We start from the raw sequence: 19,337 nt of genomic DNA on the forward strand, positions 1-19,337 counted from the left end.
GCTCCCCGGAGTGCCTGGAGTTTTCAAGGTCCGCCGGCCAACGCCGACGGCACATCTCGCCCCCGATGAAGCGCGGTTTCTACACCATCATGTCGGCGCAGTTTTTCAGCTCGCTGGCCGACAACGCCCTGTTCGTGACCGCCGTGGAGCTGCTGCGTACCAGCGGCGCGCCCGAGTGGCAGCGCGCCGCGCTAGTGCCGATGTTCGCGCTGTTCTACGTCGTGCTGGCTCCTTTCGTCGGCGCCTTTGCCGACTCGCAGCCCAAGGGCCGCGTCATGTTCATCAGCAACGCCATCAAGGTGGTCGGCTGCCTGATGATGCTCTACGGCTCGCACCCGCTGCTGGCCTATGCCGTGGTCGGCCTGGGCGCGGCGGCGTATTCGCCCGCCAAGTACGGCATCCTGACCGAGCTGCTGCCGGCCTCGCAACTGGTGCAGGCCAATGGCTGGATCGAGGGGCTGACCATTGCCTCCATCATCCTGGGCGTGCTGCTGGGCGGGCAGCTGGTGGCGCCGCACATCTCGGGCATCTTGCTGGCGCTGGACTTTCCGCTGATCGACTTCGGCATCGACCTGCCCGCCGAGTCCGCCATCATGGCCCTGGTGCCCATCTACGGCCTGGCGGCCTGGTTCAACCTGCGCATCCCGCGCACCAACGTGGAACTGCGCCCCATGCCGCGCAACCCGCTGGCACTGCTACCCGATTTCTGGACGTGCAATGGCCGGCTGTGGCGCGACCGGCTGGGGCAGATCTCGCTGTCCACGACCACGCTGTTCTGGGGCGTGTCGGGCAATCTGCGCTACATCGTGCTGGCCTGGAGCGCTGCCGCGCTGGGCTATGGCGTGACGCAGGCCTCGGCGCTGGTCGGCGTGGTGGCCATCGGCACTGCCGCAGGCGCCATCCTGGCCTCGACCCGCATGAGGCTGGACACGGCCACGCGCGTCATCCCGCTGGGCATTGCCATGGGCGTGTTCGTGATGCTGATGAACGTCATCCACAGCATCTGGCTGGCGATACCGTTTCTGATCATCCTGGGCGCTCTGGGCGGCTTTCTGGTCGTGCCCATGAATGCGCTCCTGCAGCACCGCGGGCACAACCTGATGGGCGCGGGCCGCTCCATCGCCGTGCAGAACTTCAACGAGCAGGCGGCCATCCTGGGCATGGGTGCGTTCTACAGCCTGTCCACCAGGTTCGGCCTGTCGGCCTTTGGCGCCATCACCATCTTTGGCCTGCTGGTGGCCGTGGTCATGTGGTTGATCGGGCGCTGGCACCGCTACAACCTGCGCTGCCACGCCCGGGAGATGGAGCAGCTGCTCGCCATCGCCCGCAGCGATCAGCACTGACCGCCTCTCCAAAACTCCTTTTTTTATAGCTGTCAGCGCTTGCCAGTCAAGGGCTAGAGGCATTTTTGACATGAATTCTTCATGAAGACACCACTGCCCGTCCTGGCCTTGCTGTTCAACGCCCTGATCTGGGGCCTGGCCTGGTGGCCGTTCCGGCAGATGCTGGACGCCGGCCTGCATCCGCTGTGGGCCACGGCGCTGATGTATGCCGCTATCGTGGCGGTGCTGACGCTGGCGCGCCCGGGCATCTGGGCGCAGGCGCGCGCCGTGCCGGCCCTGCTGCTGCTGGCCTTCAGCTCGGGGCTGAACAACGTGGCCTTCAACTGGGCAATCTCGATTGGCGACGTGGTGCGCGTCATCCTGCTGTTCTATCTGATGCCGGCCTGGGCCGTGCTGCTGGCCTGGCGCATCCTGGGCGAGCGGCCCACCCCCGCAGCGCTGGGCCGCCTGGCGCTGGCCTTTGCCGGCGTGCTGCTGGTGCTGTGGCCGCAGGGCGCGGGCGCCAGCGCCCGGCTGTCGGCCACGCTTGGCCTGGCCGATGGGCTGGCGCTGCTGGGCGGCTTCATGTTCGCGCTGACCAACGTGCTGCTGCGGCGGATGCAGGCCGTGCCCAGCCAGGCGCGCATGTTGGCCATGTTCGTCGGCTGCTGCGCCATGGCACTGCTGGCAGCCCTGGGCGGGCAGGCCCTGGCGCTGGTGCCGGCGTTTCCGGCCTTCGATGCGCGCTGGGCGCTGGCGGCGGCGGGCCTGGCCGTACTGCTGATGGTGGGCAACTGGGCGCTGCAGTACGGCGCAGCGCGCCTGGCTGCCGGCACCACGGCGGTGGTCATGTTGTCGGAAGTGGTCTTTGCCAGCGGCTCGTCCATGCTGGCCGGCAGCGCCCAGCCGACGGCGCAGACCCTGCTGGGCGGCGCTCTGGTAGTGGGCGCGGCACTGCTGGCGGCGCTGCGGCGGTGAGGGGAGGTTGTGCGTTGTGCGTTTGTTCACGCTCAACCGCAACCCTCGGCGGGCCTACAGCCGCCAGCGCCCACGCCTGACGCGGGAATCAGGCCGGCCCGGCACGCACCGGGCGCCGGCAGCGGCCAGCATCGGGCGGACATCCATCCAAACCTCAGGAGAGCCGCCCATGTCCCGCCAGCCCCCCTTCGCCCGCGCCACCTGGCCCCGCCTGTGCCTCGCCCTGCTGGTAGCCGCCTCGGCCTTTGCCAGCGGCTGCAACCGCCGTGACGAGACCCCGCCCACGGCCAACCAGCCAGCGCTGCGCGACCTGCCCAGCGCCGCCGAGCCAGCCCCGGCCACAGCCGCCAACGTGCCGCCGCCCGCTGCCGCCGATGCCTCCGACGCATCCGGGACGGCGACCGCCCTGCCCTCTGACCCGGCCACGCCCTCGGAGGGCAACCGCAGCCCGGCGCAGGGCGACGCCACGCCAGTGCCGGCGCCCGAGCAGGGCGAGCGCGCCGCCGTCAACCCCGCCGGCACCAGCACCAGCTCGCCAGCCCTGATGGGGCCGGGCACGGGCGATGCCTCGGGCAGCCCGGCCAGCAGTAGCAGCGCCCGCTGAGTCCGCCTCAGGCGCCCGTCGCAGGCGCCTCGGGTGCCTCGGGTGCTTCAGGCGTTTCAGGTATCTCGGATGCTGCCTCCTGCGCCGGCGCCGCGCGCAGCCGGCGCGCCCGTGCCAGCTGCTGGGTGACCTGGCGCCTGTCCATCCCGTACATGTCGGCAAAGTGCTCGGGCGTGGCGCCACTGGCCTCGAAGGCGCGCAGCAGCGCTTCGGCCCGGGCATCACGCTCGGCGACTTCGGCAAAGGCCTCGTCGAGCAGCGCATTGGCGCGCTCATCGCGCCCGCGCACCAGCGCGTCGTAGGCGTCCCGCGTCAAGCCGCTGGTCTCGAAAGCCTGGGCGATGCGCCGGCGCAGCTTAGTCGCCAAGTCCTCCCCATCGCGCGGGCGGCGGCGGCGAAACACTTCCAGCAGCGCATGATGGACATGCTCGGGCGCCATGGCCTCGACCGCCTGGCCCGACAGGTCGTGGCGCTGCTGGCCGCTGGCCACCGCCGTCAGGTAGCGCGTGGAGCGCGTGTGCTGCGCCAGCGCCAGCTTCAAATCGTCCTTGGCGATGGCCTCGCCATGCGCAGCCAGCAGGTCATGGAAGATGCCGCGCTTGAGCGGCAGCGGCTGCACGCCGAACAGCTGCGGGTGCCACTGCGCCAGTTGCTCCAGCAGCGGATGGCGGGGCGGGGGCCAGCGGGCGGTCGCGCGGCTGGTGCGCTCGCAGCTCCCGGCCCGGCAGCGCCGCCCGCCACGCCAGGGGCGCCCCGGCCCCGGCGGCGCTGGCCACCACGGCGGGCGGCGCGGCGCTCTGGCGCCCCCGCAGCAGCTGCCTGCCCGGCTGGGCCGGCTGCGGCCTGGGTGGCTGGCGCTGTGTCAGGCACAGTGCCAGACGCGGCGTTGTCTGGGCCTGGCGCAGCCGCTGCCGGCTCGGCGGCGCCAGGGGAACGGCAGCCAGCTCGGCGCTGGGCTGCGGCGGGGGAGTATTCGCGGGATGGTTCATGGCTCAACCGCTACGGCGGCGTGGCGCGCTGGCGCCTGTGGTCGATGAAAGAAAAGCCCGCCATCATGCCAGCGCCCGCAGCATCACCCGGTTGCACAAGGGCCATGGCAGCTGCCATCGGCAGAGTCCGAGTAAGACAGGCAACGATACGTAAAAACCGATGGCGCATTTTAAAATTGCTCCGATGCGCCCATCCGCCCCGCTGCCTCCGAACCCTCCCTCACCCCTGCCTGCCCCCCCGCGTCGAGGCTGGAAGGCCCTGGCGCTGGCCGGTTTCGTCGGCCTGGCGCTGGCAGCGGGCTGCGGTGCGCGCCATGAGGCCCCGTTGAGCATTGGCACCAACACCTGGGTGGGCTACGAGCCGCTGTACCTGGCACGCGATCTGGGCCTGCACGAGGGCCTGGCGCTGCGCCTGGTGGAGCTGGGCTCGACCACCCAGGCCATGGACGCGCTGCGCGTGGGTTCGCTGGATGTGGCCGGGCTGACGCTGGACGAGACGCTGACCCTGCTGCACGAGGGCGTGCCCATCAGCGTGGTCTGGGTCATGAACATCTCCGCCGGCGCCGACGCCGTGCTGGCGCAGGCCGATGTGCCTGACCTGGCCAGCCTGCGCGGGCGGCGCATCGGCGTCGAGCAGACCGCCCTGGGCGCCTATATGCTCGACGCCGCGCTGCGCCACGCCGGCCTGAAGGCCGAGGACGTCACCATCGTCCCGCTGCCCGTGGACGAGCATGTCAGCGCCTGGAGCACCGGCGCCGTCGATGCGCTGGTCACCTTCGACCCGCCGCGCCAGATGCTGCTGGACACCGGCGCACGCACCATGTTCGACAGCCGGCAGATCCCCGGCCAGATCGTCGATGTGCTGGTGGCACGGCGTGCGGCACTGCAGTGCTGCGCGGCGCGCATCGCCCAGCTGATCGCCAGCCAGCAGCAGGCGCTGGCCCATCTGCAAGCGCAGCCCCAGGACGCCCTGCAGCGCATGGCGCCGCGCCTGGGCCTGTCGCCCGAGGGCGTGGCCGCAGCCCTGGCTGGCATGGAGCTGCCCGATGGCGCAGCCAACCAGCGCCTGCTGGCCGGGGCCAACCCGCCGCTGGCGCAGACTGCCGGGCAACTGATGCAGGCCATGTGGCAGCAGGGCCTGCTGCCGCGCCAGCCCGATCTGGGCCAGCTCATCGACGATCGCTTCGCCCACACCAGCGCGGAGCAGACGCCATGAGCGACACCCGCCCCCTGGCGCAGACTGCCGCCCCCGACACGCCCCGCGTGGTGCGCCTGCAGTTGTGGCTGCCGCTGGGCATGGTGCTGACGGCGCTGGCCATCCTGTGCGTGCTGCTGGTGGTCGATGGCGGGCGCTACATCGCCAGCTTGCAGCAGTTCGCCGATCGCACCGCGCACGAAGAGCTGCTGCGCACCCGGCGCAGCCTGGAGGCGGCGCTGCGCCGCACCGATGGCAGCAGCCTGGACGGGCTGGTCACCGGACTGGGCCTGGATCGGGCCGTGCGCCACGCGGCACTGGTCGATGATGCCGGCGCCATCCTGGCCGCGACACGCCTGGCCTGGAAGGGCGGGGCAGCGCCGCAGCTCATCCCCGACTATCCGCAGCAAGCGGCCCGGCAGGTGCTGCAGACACAGCGCGAGGCGCTGGAGCTGTCCATCGCCGGACAGCGGCTGACAGCACTGGCCCCGGTCACCCTGGGCCTGCGCCCGGGCGAGCTGCGCGCCACCCGCCATGGCCTGCTGTTGATCGAATATGACCTCTCGCCTCTGGCACGGCAGGCGCTGGGGCATCTGCTGCAGCAGGCGCTGGTCTTCGGCAGCGTGCTGCTGCTGGGCGCGCTGATTGCGGTGCTGCTGGCGCGCCGCCTCATCCTGCGGCCGCTGCAGGTGCTGCAGCAGGGCCTGGCACGCATCGGCGCGGGTGACTTCACCCACGTGCCGCGCCTGCGCGGCCGGGGCGAGCTGCGCGAACTGGCCGATGCCATGGCGCGCATGGCCGCCGAACTGCAGGCGCGCAGCGCCGCGCTGCAGGACAGCGAGGCACGCTACCGCCAGCTCTCGGACGCCGCCTTCGAGGGCATCGTGCTGCACGAGGACGGCGTGATCGTCGATGGCAACGCCGCTGCCGAGCGACTGATGGGCGTGCCGCCGGGCAGCTTGATGGGGCGCGACCTGTTTTCCTTCGTCGCTGCCCATGACATGCCCATCATGCGCCAGCGCGCCCAGCAGGGCGAGGAAGGCGTCTGGAGCGTCGATCTGCTCGACCACACAGGCAGCATCATTGCCGCCGAGTGCAGCGTGCGCCAGCGCAGCGTGGGTGGGCGCACCCTCCGCGTGGTGGCCGTGCGCGACATCCGCGAGCGCCTGGCAGCGCAGGCCGAAATCCGCCAGCTCTCGCACGTCGATGCCCTGACCGGCCTGCCCAACCGCCACGCCCTGCTGCAGCAGCTGGCCGAGGAAGTCGCCCGGGACGGCCTGCCGGGGCGGCGCGCCGCGCTGGCGGTGCTGAACCTGGACGCCTTCAAGTCGGTCAACGACTCGCTGGGCATGGCCGCCGGCGACCTGGTGCTGCGCACCATCGCGCGGCGCCTGAGCGCGGCGCTGGTACCCGGGCAGGCTGTGGCGCGCATCAACGCCGACAGCTTTGCCCTGCTGATCAGCGGGCTGCAGGGCAGCCTGGAGCAGGCCTCGGCGACGGCGGCGCGCGCTGTGGAAGGGCTGCTGGCCCAGGTGGCGCAGCCCCTGCATCTGCCCGAGCACGAGCAGGTGCTGCACCTGAGCGCGGCGGCTGGCGTGGTCATGATGCCCAACGACAGCCGCGAGCCGCCCGAGCTGCTGCGCGAGGCGGAAACCGCCATGCACCAGGCCAAGCAGGCCGGCACGCGTGTGCAGTTCTTCGCCCATGCGCTGCAGCAGGCGGCCAGCGCCCGGCTGCTGCTGCGCAACGATCTGCGCCAGGCGCTCGACGGCCATGGCCAGCTGCTGCTGCACTACCAGCCGCAGGTGGACAGGCACGGGCAGATCCTGGGCGTGGAGGCGCTGGTGCGCTGGCAGCACCCTCGGCGCGGCCTGATCCCACCGGGCGAGTTCATCGCCGAGGCCGAGGCCAGCGGCCTGATCGTGCCGCTGGGCCAATGGGTGCTGGAGGAAGCCGTGAGCTGCCTGCGCCGCTGGCGCAGCCGCGCCGACGAGTTGCCCTGGGCGCGCCAGCTGTCCATGGGCGTCAACGTCAGCCCGCGCCAGTTCCGCGACAACGACTTCGTGGCGCGCGTGCAGGATGTGCTGGCGTGCGTGGGCGTGGATGCGCTGTCGCTGGAGCTGGAGCTGACCGAGAACGTGGTCGCCGACGACCTGCAGGCGACGCTGGAGAAGATGGCCGAGCTGCGCCGCCACGGCGTGCGCTTTGCGCTGGATGATTTCGGCACCGGCTACTCCAGCCTGTCCTACCTCAAGCACCTGCCCATCAACACCCTGAAGATCGACCGCTCCTTCGTCATGGACATCGGCGCGCCGGTGCAGGACGGCGGCAGCGGTGGCAAGTCGCCCTCGGTGCTGATCGATGCCATCGTGGCCATGGCGCACCAGCTCGACCTGTGCGTGCTGGCCGAGGGGGTGGAGACGCCCAGCCAGCTGGCGCGTCTGGTGGCCACCGGCTGCGACGTGTTCCAGGGCTATTACTTCAGCCGCCCCCTGCCCGAGGATGCGCTGGTGGCCTGGGCGCAGGCGCAGGCGGGCAAGGCTTCGGCGCAAGTTCAGGCCGTCGTCACCGGCCCCTGATCCAGCGCCTCATCCAACGCTTCGTCCAGCACCTCGATCCAGTGCCGCACCGGGGTGGCCGTGCCGCCCTGCAGGTGCTGGATGCAGCCGACGTTGGCCGAGACGATGGCCGCCGGCGGCTGGTCGGCAAAGACCTCGCCCAGAGCGCCCAGCTTGCGCTCGCGCAGCTGCTGCGACAGCTGGGGCTGCAGCACCGAGTACGTGCCGGCCGAGCCGCAGCACAGGTGCGCCTCGACGCGCGCCAGGCGCAGCTCGAAGCCCAGCGCGGCCAGGCCCTGCTCGACACCGCCGCGCAGCTTCTGGCCGTGCTGCAGCGTACACGGCGGATGCCAGGCCAGCGGCGCAGCAGGCGCGCGCACCCGGCCCTGCAGCCGTGGCACCAGATCGGGCAGCAGTTCGGAGACATCGCGCGCCAGCTGGCTGACGCGGGCGGCGCGCTCGGCATAGCGCGCATCGCGGCGCAGCAGGTGGCCGTATTCCTTGACCGTGGCGCCGCAGCCCGAAGCGTCGATGACCAGCGCCTCGACCCCGCCGGCCCCGGTGCCGGGCTCGATATAGGGCCACCAGGCGTCGATGTTGGCGCGCATCTGCGCCAGGCCGCCATCCTGGTCGTTGAGGTGAAAGCGGATGGCGCCGCAACAGCCGGCCTCGGGAGCGATCACGCATTCGATGCCGGCGGCGTCCAGCACGCGCGCCGTGGCCGCGCTGATGCCCGGCGCCAGGGTCGGCTGCACGCAGCCGGCCAGCAGCAGCACCCGGCGCGCATGGCGGCGCTTGGGCCAGGGCCGGGTGCGCTGCTGCGGTGGCGCGGCAGGCGGCACCTTGTCCTGCAGCGCCGGCGGCAGCAGGCCGCGCACGGCCTGGCCCAGCTTCATGGCCGGGGCAAACAGCGACGAGGTCAGGCCCTCCTTGAGCGCCCAGCGCACGGCGCGCTCGCCCATGGGGCGCGGCACCTGTTCATCGACCAGCTTGCGGCCAATGTCCAGCAGATGGCCATACTGCACGCCGCTGGGGCAGGTGCTCTCGCAGTTGCGGCAGGTCAGGCAGCGATCGAGGTGCAGTTGCGTGCTGCGCGTGGGCGCGTGGCCCTCCAGCACCTGCTTGATGAGGTAGATGCGCCCGCGCGGGCCGTCGAGCTCATCGCCCAGCAACTGGTAGGTCGGGCAGGTGGCCGTGCAAAAGCCGCAATGCACGCACTTGCGCACGATGGCTTCGGCCTCCTGCCCCTCGGGCGTGCCGGCGTACTGGGGTGCCAGGGTGGTCTGCATGGTGTCGTATCCCTTCAAAGTCTGCTGCAGCCGGCCTCTACATCCGGCTGTCCGGGCGGCGGCCCGGGCGGCTGCGCCACCAGGCGGCCAGGCGCTGGGTGTCCATGAGCAGCGGCGGCAGCGACAGGCCCAGCAGCAGCGCCGCCTGCGGCACCACCCAGATGAAGCCGTAGTGCTGGAACGCCGCCGCGCCCAGCACGCCGCCGATGACGAACAGCGCCAGCAAGCTGGCGTACAGCCGCACGCGCTCGCGATTGGCGCGCACGCGCGCAGCACGCGGCGTGCCAGTGCGGTTCCAGTACAGCATCTTGCCCAGCTCCATGCCGAGATCGGTGACCACGCCGGTCATGTGCGTGGTGCGGATCTGCGCCGAACTCATCTTGGTGACCACGGCGTTTTGTACGCCCATCATGAAAGCCAGCAGCAGCACCGCCAGCGGCACGGCAAAGGGCGTCGGCCACTGCAGCATGATGGCGCCCAGCAGGCCGAACAGCAGCATCAGCACGGCTTCGAGCAGCAGCGGCAGCGCCCAGGTGCCGTGCAGGCGCTGGCGCCGGCCCCAGTTGACCAGGATGGCCGTGGTGCCCGCGCCCGACATGAAGGCCCACAGCGCCCCCACCGCCGCCAGCGCCAGGGCGAACTCGCCGATGACCAGGCTGTCGGCCAGCGTGGCCAGAAAGCCCGTCATGTGCGAGGTGTACATATGCACTGCCATGAAGCCGCCGGCATTCATGGCGCCAGCGTTGAAGGCCAGCATCAGCCCCAGCGTGCGGTTGGTGGCCACGGTGCGATGGCGCGCCGTCAGGTGGCGCAGCACGCGGCGCATGGTCAGGCCGCCGCAGCAAAGCCAAAGACCCCGGCTGGGTCGAATGCCGCGTACAGACGCTGGTGGATCGCCTGCAAGGCCGCATCTTTTAGGTCAAAATGGCCTGAAACCCGCTCTGGACAAGCGCTGTCAGCTATGAATAACGAAGCACTTCCGCCCACCTCCCGGGCCAGTCGTGCCAGTTGGGCGCCATGCTGCGGCGCCGCCTGCACCCAGCGCAGGCCACCTTGCCACTCGATCAGCGGTGCGCCGACGCCGGCGGGCAGCTCCAGCACCGGCGCCGTCTGTGGCAGCGACAGGCGCCACAGCGCCAGGGCCGGCTCGCGTGCGGCGAACCAGGGCAGGCGCTGGTCGCGGCAGGCCTGCCAGTCGGCAGCAGGGCTGCCCGCGCCGGCCGCCCCGGATTCGGCCAGGCGCTGGCCGCCCATGCGCCGGCAGGCGGCCTCGATGGCGGCGCGCGCGCCGCGCAGGCGCACGTAGAGCTGGCCGATGCCGCCCTCCTCAAGCCAGAAACTGGCATTCAGTGGCAATGGCTGGCCGCCCCAGGCGTGCAGGCGCGCCAGGGCGTCGTGCTGGGAGCAGTCGGCAAAGTGCAGCGTGGCCTCGGCGGGGGCCACGGGCAGCACCTTCAGGCTGACCTCGGTAATGGCCGCCAGCCGGCCCCAGGAGCCGGCCATCAGGCGCGAGATGTCGTAGCCGGCGACGTTCTTCATGACCTGCCCGCCAAAGCGCAGCAGCTCGCCCCGGCCATTGACGATCTCGGCACCCAGCACGAAGTCGCGCACCGCGCCGACGCTGGCGCGCGCCGGGCCGGACAGGCCGGCAGCGACCATGCCGCCGACGGTGCCGCCTGCCTCGTCCCCCGCTGCAGCCACGCCCGCACCGAAGCGCGGCGGCTCGAAGGCCAGGCACTGGCCGTGCGCGGCCAACAGCGCCTCGACCTCGGCCAGTGGCGTGCCGGCGCGCACGGTGATGACCAGTTCGCTGGGCTCGTAGCTCAACACCCCGGCATAGGGGCGCATGTCCAGCGCCGGGACTGGCGCACCGGCGCGGCTGTCCGGATGAAAATTCTTGCTGCCGCTGCCGGCGATGCGCAGCGGCTGGCGCTGTACGGCGGCATCGCGCACGCGCTTGGTGATCTGGCGAAGGACGGTATCCATGGCCGGCGATGGTAAGGCGCAGGCCCGCGCAGGCCTTGTGATTTTTCTGAACGCGCGGCGTGAAGTTTTCCGCCCCGACCTGCAGTGCTCGGGCAGCAGGCCCTGGCACTCAGCCCAGTTCGCACCAGGCCACCGGCAGGGCTGTCGCAGCCACGGGCCTGTGCAGCACCTGGCCGGACAGCGGCAGGCGCGCCAGCTCGGCCTCGGGCCGACCACCGCTGGCGCTGGTCACGAACAGCGTGTGCCCGTCCGGCCCGCCCAGCACGGGCATGGTCGGGCACTGCACCGGCACGGGCAGATCGGCCAACACCTCGCCGACCGGCGACAGGCACAGCACGCGCGCACCCTCGTAGGCCGCGCACCAGTAGTTGCCGGCAGCGTCAACGCTGGCGCCATCGGGCCGACCGCCATAAGGCTGGCCGGCGGCCTCGCACTGCTCGCGCGTGGCAAAGCGGTGCAGCACGCGCGGCGCGTCCACGGGCTGGAGCTGCGCATCGCAGTCCCAGGCGCGGATGGCGTGCGTGGGCGTGTCGGCAAAGTACAGCGTGCGGCCATCGGGCGCCCAGGCCAGGCCGTTGGCCGTGGCCACGCCGTCGAAGATGCGCTGCACCCGCGCCGGGCCGCCGGCGCGCGCATCAATGCAGTACAGCGCACCCACGGGCTGGCGTGCGCCGCTGGCCGGCTCGTGGATGCTGCCGACCCACAGCCGCCCGAGCGCATCGCACTTGCCGTCGTTGGCGCGCTGGGTGGCGGCATCGAAGGGCAGCCGCGCGATCTCGGCCAGCGGGCCGCCCCACTCGGACGCATGGCAGATGTGCCCGCGCAGGGAGACGACCAGGCCGGCGCTGCACCCCCCCTGCGCGCCGGGGCGATGCAGCCTGGCTCGGTCGGCAGGGGCCAGCGCTCGGGCGCGCTGCCATCCAGGCGCGCGCGCAGCAGGGCGCGGCCAGCGATGTCCACCCAGTACAGGCGCTGTTCGAGCGGGTGCCACAAGGGCGACTCGCCCAGCAGGGCGGGACTCTGGCCGGGCAGCGCCGACCAGGAAGAGGGGCAAGAGGCAGGAGCAGGGGCGGACATGGCGGCCATTGTGGGACAGGGCCACCGGGCCTGTCACCCTTCAGCGCGGCAACTCAGGAATTGACCATGTCCGAGGTGGCGCGAATCCGGTGGATGGCCAGGTCGGCGCCCATGAACTCATCCTCGCGGCTCAAACGGATGCCCACCAGACGGCGCAGCGTGGCATACACCGCCAGCCCGCCCAGACAGGCGATGGCCACGCCCAGCAACGTACCCAGCACTTGGCTCCAGAAGCTCACACCGCCCAGCCCGCCCAGGGCGCGCTGGCCGAAGATGCCGCAGGCGATGCCGCCCCAGGTGCCGCACAGACCATGCAGCGGCCACACGCCCAGCACGTCGTCGATCTTCCAGCGGTTTTGCGTCCAGGTGAACAGCTGCACGAAAATTAGCCCGGCCACGGCGCCGATCAGCAGCGCCGCCAGCGGATGCACGATGTCGGAACCCGCGCAGATGGCCACCAGACCGGCCAGCGGGCCGTTGTGCACGAAGCCTGGATCATTGCGCCCGCTCAGGGTGGCGGCGATGGTGCCGCCCACCATGGCCATGAGCGAGTTCATCGCCACCAGCCCGGTGATCTTGTCCAGCGACTGCGCGCTCATCACGTTGAAGCCGAACCAGCCTACGATCAGAATCCAGGCGCCCAGGGCAAGGAACGGGATGCTCGAGGGTGGGTGCGCCGTCACGCCGCCCGCAGCGTAGTGCCCGCGGCGCGCGCCCAGTTGCAGCACCGCCATCAGGGCAATCCAGCCGCCCACCGCGTGTACCACGACCGAGCCGGCGAAGTCGTGGAAAGGCGCGCCCAGGTGCCTCGTCAGCCAGTCCTGCAGCCCGAAGGCGCCATTCCAGGCAATGCCCTCGAAAAACGGATAGACGAAGCCGACGATGAAGAAGGTGGCCGCCAACTGCGGAGCAAAGCGCGCGCGCTCGGCAATGCCTCCCGAGACGATGGCCGGCACGGCGGCGGCAAAGGTCAGCAGGAAGAAAAAGCGTGTCAGGTCATAGCCGTTGTGCTCGGCCAATGCCGGCGCGCCGCTGAAGAAGTGGATGCCGTAGGCGATGCCATAGCCAATGAAGAAGTACGACAGCGTGGAGACCGAGAAATCCACCAGGATCTTGACCAGGGCGTTGACCTGATTCTTGGGGCGCACGGTGCCCAGTTCGAGGAAGGCAAAGCCGGCGTGCATAGCCAGGATCAGGATGGCGCCCAGGAGGATGAACAGGACGTCTTCAGGAGTGTGCGGGGTGGGCATGGAAGCTCCCTGGAAAGGTGGAAAAAGCGCAGCAATAGGCAGCCGTTGACAGCACGCAGGCGCAGGTCATGGCTGTTCAGGGGATGTTCACGAGTTCAGACGGCCGCGTCGCCGGTCTCACCCGTGCGGATGCGCACGGTCTGGAGCAGCTCGGTGATGAAGACCTTTCCATCACCGATCTTGCCGGTGCGGGCAGCCGCTTCAATGGCCTCGACGACGGTCTCGAGCAGGGCGTCGGGCACGGCGGTCTCGATGCGGATCTTGGGCAGGAAATCCACTGCGTACTCGGCACCGCGGTACAGCTCGGTGTGCCCTTTTTGCCGGCCAAAACCCCGAACTTCGGTGACCGTCAGGCCTTGCACGCCTGCAGCCGACAAGGCACGGCGCACCTCGTCGAGCTTGAACGGCTTGATGATGGCGGTGACCATTTTCATGGCGCGAATCCTTTCGGAAAGCTTTGTGGAAGATCAGATGTTGCGCCGCACCATTATGCATATTCAGCATCAGGTCATGCATTTATTTTTTATCCCTGTTGGGCTTCCCGGCCTGGGCACAGCCCGCTAAAGTGCCGGGCACCTATGCTTTGCCCTCCCAGCCGATGAGCCTTGCCTTCGTCCAAAGCCGCGCCCTGCTGGGGCTGGATGCGCCCGCCGTCACCGTCGAGGTGCATCTGGCCAACGGCCTGCCCAGCTTCACCCTGGTCGGCCTGGCCGATGTCGAGGTCAAGGAGGCGCGCGAGCGCGTGCGCGCCGCCCTGCACAACGCCGGGCTGGAGTTTCCGCACAACAAGCGCATCACCGTCAACCTGGCACCAGCCGACCTGCCCAAGGACTCAGGGCGCTTCGACCTGCCGATCGCCCTGGGGCTGCTGGCGGCCAGCGGGCAGATCGACGTGGCGCAGTTGGCCGGCTGGGAGTTCGCCGGCGAGTTATCGCTGTCGGGCAGCCTGCGCCCGGTGCGCGGCGCGCTGGCCGTGGCACTGGCGCTGGGCGCGCTGCCGGGCACTGCCGCGCCGCGCGTGGTGCTGCCGCCCGGCAGCGCCGAGGAGGCCGCCCTGGTACCCGGCACGTGCATCTGGCGCGCGCGCCATCTGCTGGATGTGGTGCGCCAGTTCCTGCCTGCCGGTGCGGATGGCGGTGCGGATGTTGCGGATGGCGACGGCTGGCAGCGCCTGGAGCCGGGCGACGCCGTGCCGACTCCCTGCGGCCCCGACCTGGCCGACGTCAAGGGCCAGGCCGGCGCACGCCGGGCGCTGGAGATCGCCGCTGCCGGCGGCCACGGCCTGCTGCTGATCGGCCCGCCCGGATCAGGCAAGTCCATGCTGGCCGAGCGCTTTGCCGGTCTGCTGCCGCCCATGAGCGTGCGCCAGGGCCTGGAGAGTGCGGCCATCGCCAGCCTGGCCGGGCGCTTTGCGCCCGAGCGCTGGATGCAGCGCCCCACGGCCAGCCCGCACCACAGCGCCAGCGCCGTGGCCCTGGTGGGCGGAGGCTCGCCGCCGCGCCCGGGCGAGATCTCGCTGGCGCATCACGGCGTGCTGTTTCTCGATGAATTCCCGGAGTTCGCCCGCAGCGCGCTGGAGGCGCTGCGCGAGCCGCTGGAGAGCGGGCGCATCACGATCGCCCGGGCGGCGCAGCGCGCGGAGTTCCCGGCGCGCTTTCAGCTCATCGCCGCCATGAACCCCTGCCCCTGCGGCTTTGCCGGCTCGCGCCAGCGCGCCTGTCGCTGCACGCCTGAGCAGGTAGCGCGCTACCAGGGCCGGCTGTCCGGCCCGCTGCTCGACCGCATCGACCTGCACGTCGAGGTGCCGGCCCTGCCGGCGGATGAGTTGCTGGCCGCCCCGCCGGGCGAGGCCAGCGGCGTGGTGCGCGAGCGCGTGGCTGCCGCGCACGAGCGTGCCCTGGCGCGCCAGGGCAAAGCCAACCAGGCGCTGGCCGGGCAGGAGATCGACCAGCAGGCGCGGCTCGACGATGCTGCGCGGGCGTTCTTGCTGACCGCCGCCACGCGCCTGGCCTGGTCGGCGCGCAGCACGCACCGGGCGCTGAAGGTGGCGCGCACCATTGCCGACCTGGCCGGCAGCGAGACGGTGGCCGTGGCGCATGTCGCCGAGGCGGTGCAGTACCGGCGCGTGCTGCGGGAGCAGTGAGAAAAGGGGCGCGCAGCTGCGGCGCAGCGCCCATTGCCGGCACCCTCACCCCAACCCTCTCCCGCGCGCGGGAGAGGGGGCAAGAGACTGGCTCAGGCCTGCCGCATCTCCTGGAGCAGATGCGGATGCCGCTCCAGCAGTTTCAGTAGCTGCACCAGGGCCAGCGGCGGGCGCGTCCTGCCGGTCTCGTAGCGCGAAAAAGCGTTGACCCCGCCGTCACCCTGTCAACCTACACCCCCAGATACATCCGCCGCGCTGCCTCGTCGGCCACCAGCTCGGCCATCGGGGCCTCGTGCACGATGCGGCCCTTTTCCAGCACACAGGCACGATCCGCCACGGCGGCAGCGAAGGGCAGGTTCTGCTCGCACAGCAGGACGCCCAGGCCCTGGCGCTTAAGCTCGGCGATGGCGCGCGCCATCTGCTGGGCGATCAGGGGGGCGACGCCCTCGGACGGCTCGTCGAGCAGCACCGCCAGCGGCTGGCCCATCAGCGTGCGCGCCACCGACAGCATCTGCTGCTCGCCGCCGCTCATGCGCCCGCCGGGGCGCTGCGGCATCTCGCCCAGGTTGGGAAACAGCGCAAACAGACGCTCGGGCGTCCAGGATGGCAGGGGCGTGCCGTCCGGGCGGGCGCGCGGGCTCTGGCGGCCCGCTTCGAGGTTTTGCAGCACGGTGAGATCGGTGAAGATGCGCCGCTCCTCGGGCACATAGCCCAGGCCCAGGCGGGCGATGCGGTGTGCCGGCAGGCCGGCGATAGGCTGGCCCAGAAAGGCCACGTCGCCCTGCGTGCGCGCCAGCAGGCCGGCGATGCCCTTGAGCGTGGTGGACTTGCCCGCGCCGTTGCGCCCCATCAGGGCCACGACCTCGCCGGGGGCAACGTGCAGCGACACGCCGTGCAGGACGTGCGCGGCGCCGTACCAGGCGTGCAGGTGCTGGACGGTGAGCAGGGGCGGGGCAGCGGCGGCAGGGGCGGCGGGGGATGGGGAGCGCCCTGGGCGGGCCGGCCCCTCACCCCAGCCCTCTCCCCAGAGGGCAGAGGAAGTGAAGACTGCTGCGCTGTCGGCCATTTTCTGGCTGCGTCAGTCTTCTCCTCAGTGGGGAGAGGGAGCGAAGGCTCTGGCGTAGCGGTACCCGGTCTTGCTCCCTCTCCCTCTGGGAGAGGGCTGGGGTGAGGGCCAGCGAGGCTGGCATCCCCCGACGCTTCACCCGGCCCGTCCGCCGCTGCAAAACCCGCCCCCAGATACGCCTGCTGCACCCGCGCATCTGCCTGAATCTCCTGCGGCGCGCCCTCGGCCAGCAGCTGCCCGCGCACCAGCACCGCCACGCGGTCGGCCTGGCCGAACACCACGTCCATGCTGTGCTCGGTGAACAGCACGCCCATCTGCCGCTCGCGCGCGATGCGCCGCACCAACGCCATCAGCGCCACGCGCTCGCCCGGCGCCATGCCGGCTGTGGGCTCGTCCATCAGCAGCAGGCACGGCGCGCCGGCCAGGGCGATGGCCAGCTCGACGCGCTTGACGTCGCCATAGGCCAGCTCGCTGCAGGGCCGGGCCGCCTGCTCGTCCATGCCGACCTGCACCAGCAGCGCCAGCGCGTCCTGCGGGCGATGCCGCGCCGCGCGCCGCCACCAGCGCCCGAGCAGCCCGGCCAGTCCGTCCTGCGCCAGCAGCGCCAACTGCACGTTCTCCAGCACCGTGAAGCTCTGGAAGGTCTGCGCGATCTGGAAGGTGCGTCCCACGCCCAGGCGCGCCAGGCGGCGCGGCGGCACGCCGGTGATGTCCCGCCCGGCCAGCAGCACGCGCCCGGCGTCGGGTACCAGCTGGCCGCCGACCATGTTGAAGCTGGTGGTCTTACCCGCGCCGTTGGGGCCGATCAGCGCCAGCAACTCGCCCGCGTGCAACTGCAGCGACAGGCCCTGCACCGCCTGCACGCCGCCAAAGGATTTGTGCAGGCCCGCGATCTGCAGCAGGGCGGGTGCCGATACATTCATGCCGGCACCTCATTCACTCTTTTTTTGATAGCTGCTCGCGCTTGCCAGTATTGGGTAAAACCCGAAATTCCCTTTGGAAACAGCAAGATCAGCAGCAGCATGGCCCCGCCCATCCAGGCGCGCCAGTATTCGCTGGCCCGGGCCACGCTGTCGTGCAGCCAGGTGAAGGCCGCCGCGCCGACGATGGGGCCGGCGAGCTGCTGCACCCCGCCCAGCAGCACCATGACCAAGGCATCGACCGAGCGGTTGACGCTCAGCACGTCCGGTGCCACGCCGCCCTTGGAGTAGGCAAACAGCGCCCCGCCCAGCCCGGCCACCAGCCCGGCCAGCGTGAAGGCCGCCCAGCGCACGCCGCGCACGTGCAGGCCCACGGCCTCGGCGCGCAGGGCCGAGTCGCGCGCCGCACGCAGCGCCCAGCCCAGGGGCGCGAACAGCACGCGCCGCAGCGCGTACAAGGCAGCGGCGGCCAGCGCCAGCACCAGCCAGTAAAAGCGCGCGCCCTCGGCCAGCCACTCAGGGGGCCAGACGCCCGTCAGGCCGTTGCTGCCACCGGTCACCGCATCCCACTGCCAGGCCACGGCCCAGGTGATCTGCGCCAGCGCCAGCGTCAACATGCTCAGCGGCACGCCGCTCAGGCGCACGCACAGCGCGCCATAGACCAGCGCCAGGGCCGCACCGCCCAGCGCCGCCAGCGCCAGCACCGCCGGCAGGGGCAGGCCGCTGCCGCGCGCCAGCAGCGCCGCCGCATAAGCCCCGGCACCGAAATAGGCCGCATGGCCAAAGGAGTGCATCCCGCCCGGCCCGGCGATGAAATGCAGGCTGGCCGCCAGCAGCGCCGCCAGGGCGATATCGGCCAGCAGCACCGTGGCGTAGCTGCCGCCGCCGGTGAGCAACGGCAGCAGCGCCAGCACCAGCAGCAGCGCCGCCCAGCCGGCGCTGGCGGCGCGGCCTACCGGGCGCAGCGGCAGCTCGGGCGCACTGGGGGCGCGCGTGGCCTCGTGCGGGCGGCCCAGCAGGCCCCAGGGCCGCCAGACCAGCACGGCGGCCATGACGGCGAACTCCACCACCAGCGTGAGCTTGGGAAAGTCCACCTCGGCGCCGCCGATGTGCTGCACGCCCAGCCAGATGAAGACCGCCTTGGCCTCGGCAATGACCAGTGCGGCAACGAAGGCCCCGGCAGCGAACCCATGCCGCCGGCCACCACCACGACGAAGGCCGCGCCTATGGTCAGCATGTCCAGCTCCAGGCTGGCTGGCTCGCGTGGCAGCTGCAGCGCGCCGCCCAGGCCGGCCAGCAGCGCGCCCAGGGCAAAGACTGCCGTGAACAGCCAGGCCTGGTTCACGCCCAGCGCGCCCAGCATCTCCCGGTCTTGCGTGGCCGCGCGCACCAGCGTGCCCCAGCGCGTGCGCGTCAGCAGCAGGTGCAGCAGCAAGAGCACCAGCGGCCCGGCGGCGATCAGGAACAGGTCATAGACCGGAAAGCGCCGCCCCAGAATCTGTATTGCTCCCTCCAGCCCGGGCGCACGCGGGCCGAACAGCTCCTGCGCGCCCCACAGGGCCAGCGCTGCGTCCTTGATGATCAACACCAGGGCGAAGGTCGCCAGCAGCTGCAGCAGCTCGGGCGCATGGTAGATGCGGCGCAGCAGCAGCACCTCGACCAGCGCGCCCAGGGCGCCGATGGCCAGCGGCGCCAGCAGCAGTGCCGGCCAGAAGCCGATGCTGGCGGCCAGGTGCTCGACGCTGGAGTACGCCACGTACAGGCCCAGCATGTACAGCGAGCCATGCGCGAAATTGACGATGCGCGTGACACCGAAGATCAGCGACAGGCCGGCGGCGACCAGAAACAATGTGGACGCGCCGGCCAGGCCGTTGAGCAATTGGACGAGCAGGCTGGACAGGGTCATGGGGCGAGGTCTCGGGCGGGTGTTGCGCCCATGGCCAGCCGGCCCTCACCCCAG

At 71.3% G+C, this 19,337-nt stretch carries 13 protein-coding genes and 5 pseudogenes; 6 read left to right on the top strand and 12 right to left on the bottom strand.

All coding sequences use genetic code 11. The features are described from left to right. The first annotated feature begins 65 nt into the window (after nt 1-65). The 3 genes from lplT to IDM45_RS13225 all read left to right on the top strand — a co-directional run bounded on the left by lplT (nt 66) and on the right by IDM45_RS13225 (nt 2,904). The gene (gene lplT, locus IDM45_RS13215; protein ID WP_209423273.1) at nt 66-1,343 is read left to right on the top strand and encodes a lysophospholipid transporter LplT; all 1,278 of its coding nucleotides are present in this window, start codon (nt 66-68) and stop codon (nt 1,341-1,343) included. Between the two features lie 81 nt (nt 1,344-1,424). Further along, nucleotides 1,425-2,300, top strand: coding sequence for a DMT family transporter (locus IDM45_RS13220; protein WP_209423274.1), 876 nt, complete (start codon nt 1,425-1,427; stop codon nt 2,298-2,300). 169 nt (nt 2,301-2,469) lie between these two features. Further along, nucleotides 2,470-2,904, top strand: a complete 435-nt coding sequence (locus IDM45_RS13225) for a hypothetical protein (RefSeq protein WP_209423275.1) — start codon at nt 2,470-2,472, stop codon at nt 2,902-2,904. A gap of 7 nt (nt 2,905-2,911) precedes the next feature. Here the strand turns inward: IDM45_RS13225 and IDM45_RS13230 are convergent. Beyond that, a pseudogene (locus IDM45_RS13230) lies at nt 2,912-3,774 on the bottom strand (ProQ/FinO family protein). Nucleotides 3,775-4,218: 444 nt separating this feature from the next. Between IDM45_RS13230 and IDM45_RS13235 the strand changes: the two are divergent. Together IDM45_RS13235 and IDM45_RS13240 are read left to right on the top strand one after the other, a co-directional pair. Then, nucleotides 4,219-5,109, top strand: coding sequence for an ABC transporter substrate-binding protein (locus tag IDM45_RS13235; protein ID WP_233457504.1), 891 nt, complete (start codon nt 4,219-4,221; stop codon nt 5,107-5,109). Then, a complete protein-coding gene (locus IDM45_RS13240; RefSeq protein WP_232653922.1) occupies nt 5,106-7,667 on the top strand; it encodes a putative bifunctional diguanylate cyclase/phosphodiesterase in 2,562 nt (853 codons plus the stop codon). Before IDM45_RS13235 ends, IDM45_RS13240 begins: the two co-directional genes overlap by 4 nt. Here IDM45_RS13240 and glcF read toward each other — a convergent pair. The 7 genes and pseudogenes from glcF to IDM45_RS13270 form a co-directional block, all read right to left on the bottom strand. Beyond that, nucleotides 7,643-8,935 (bottom strand): glycolate oxidase subunit GlcF, encoded by a 1,293-nt coding sequence (gene glcF / locus IDM45_RS13245; RefSeq protein ID WP_209423277.1) that lies wholly within the window; start codon nt 8,933-8,935, stop codon nt 7,643-7,645. The two genes, IDM45_RS13240 and glcF, sit on opposite strands and share 25 nt — an antisense overlap. Nucleotides 8,936-8,972: 37 nt before the next feature. Continuing rightward, entirely contained in the window at nt 8,973-9,761 is a 789-nt protein-coding gene (locus IDM45_RS13250) for a YoaK family protein (RefSeq protein ID WP_209423278.1), read from the bottom strand. 2 nt (nt 9,762-9,763) lie between these two features. Continuing rightward, on the bottom strand, nt 9,764-10,921 hold the full coding sequence (gene glcE / locus IDM45_RS13255) for a glycolate oxidase subunit GlcE (protein ID WP_209423279.1): 1,158 nt from the start codon (nt 10,919-10,921) through the stop codon (nt 9,764-9,766). 109 nt (nt 10,922-11,030) lie between these two features. Then, complete coding sequence (locus tag IDM45_RS13260) at nt 11,031-11,912, bottom strand: SMP-30/gluconolactonase/LRE family protein (protein ID WP_325168978.1); 882 nt, start codon at nt 11,910-11,912, stop codon at nt 11,031-11,033. Next, nucleotides 11,831-12,007 (bottom strand): annotated as a pseudogene (locus tag IDM45_RS18140) (SMP-30/gluconolactonase/LRE family protein); the annotation flags it as partial. The gene IDM45_RS13260 and the pseudogene IDM45_RS18140, both read right to left, overlap by 82 nt. 44 nt (nt 12,008-12,051) lie before the next feature. Then, entirely contained in the window at nt 12,052-13,248 is a 1,197-nt protein-coding gene (locus IDM45_RS13265; RefSeq protein ID WP_209423280.1) for an ammonium transporter, read from the bottom strand. A gap of 95 nt (nt 13,249-13,343) precedes the next feature. After that, nucleotides 13,344-13,682, bottom strand: coding sequence for a P-II family nitrogen regulator (locus tag IDM45_RS13270; RefSeq protein ID WP_209423281.1), 339 nt, complete (start codon nt 13,680-13,682; stop codon nt 13,344-13,346). Between the two features lie 164 nt (nt 13,683-13,846). Here IDM45_RS13270 and IDM45_RS13275 point away from each other — a divergent pair, with 164 nt between their 5' ends. Next, a complete protein-coding gene (locus IDM45_RS13275) occupies nt 13,847-15,391 on the top strand; it encodes a YifB family Mg chelatase-like AAA ATPase (RefSeq protein WP_209423282.1) in 1,545 nt (514 codons plus the stop codon). A gap of 92 nt (nt 15,392-15,483) precedes the next feature. On the opposite strand, the pseudogene IDM45_RS13280 reads toward IDM45_RS13275, so the two are convergent. The 4 genes and pseudogenes from IDM45_RS13280 to IDM45_RS13295 form a co-directional block, all read right to left on the bottom strand. After that, nucleotides 15,484-15,606: pseudogene (locus IDM45_RS13280) on the bottom strand (type II toxin-antitoxin system MqsA family antitoxin); the annotation flags it as partial. 14 nt (nt 15,607-15,620) lie between these two features. Next, the gene (locus IDM45_RS13285; RefSeq protein ID WP_325168979.1) at nt 15,621-16,280 is read right to left on the bottom strand and encodes an ABC transporter ATP-binding protein; all 660 of its coding nucleotides are present in this window, start codon (nt 16,278-16,280) and stop codon (nt 15,621-15,623) included. Nucleotides 16,281-16,618: 338 nt separating this feature from the next. After that, nucleotides 16,619-17,380, bottom strand: a pseudogene (locus IDM45_RS13290) (ABC transporter ATP-binding protein); the annotation flags it as partial. Continuing rightward, nucleotides 17,377-19,283: pseudogene (locus tag IDM45_RS13295) on the bottom strand (ABC transporter permease). The pseudogenes IDM45_RS13290 and IDM45_RS13295, both read right to left, overlap by 4 nt. Nucleotides 19,284-19,337: the final 54 nt, after the last annotated feature.

This window comes from Melaminivora jejuensis, from assembly GCF_017811175.1.
Lineage (GTDB): Bacteria > Pseudomonadota > Gammaproteobacteria > Burkholderiales > Burkholderiaceae_C > Melaminivora > Melaminivora jejuensis.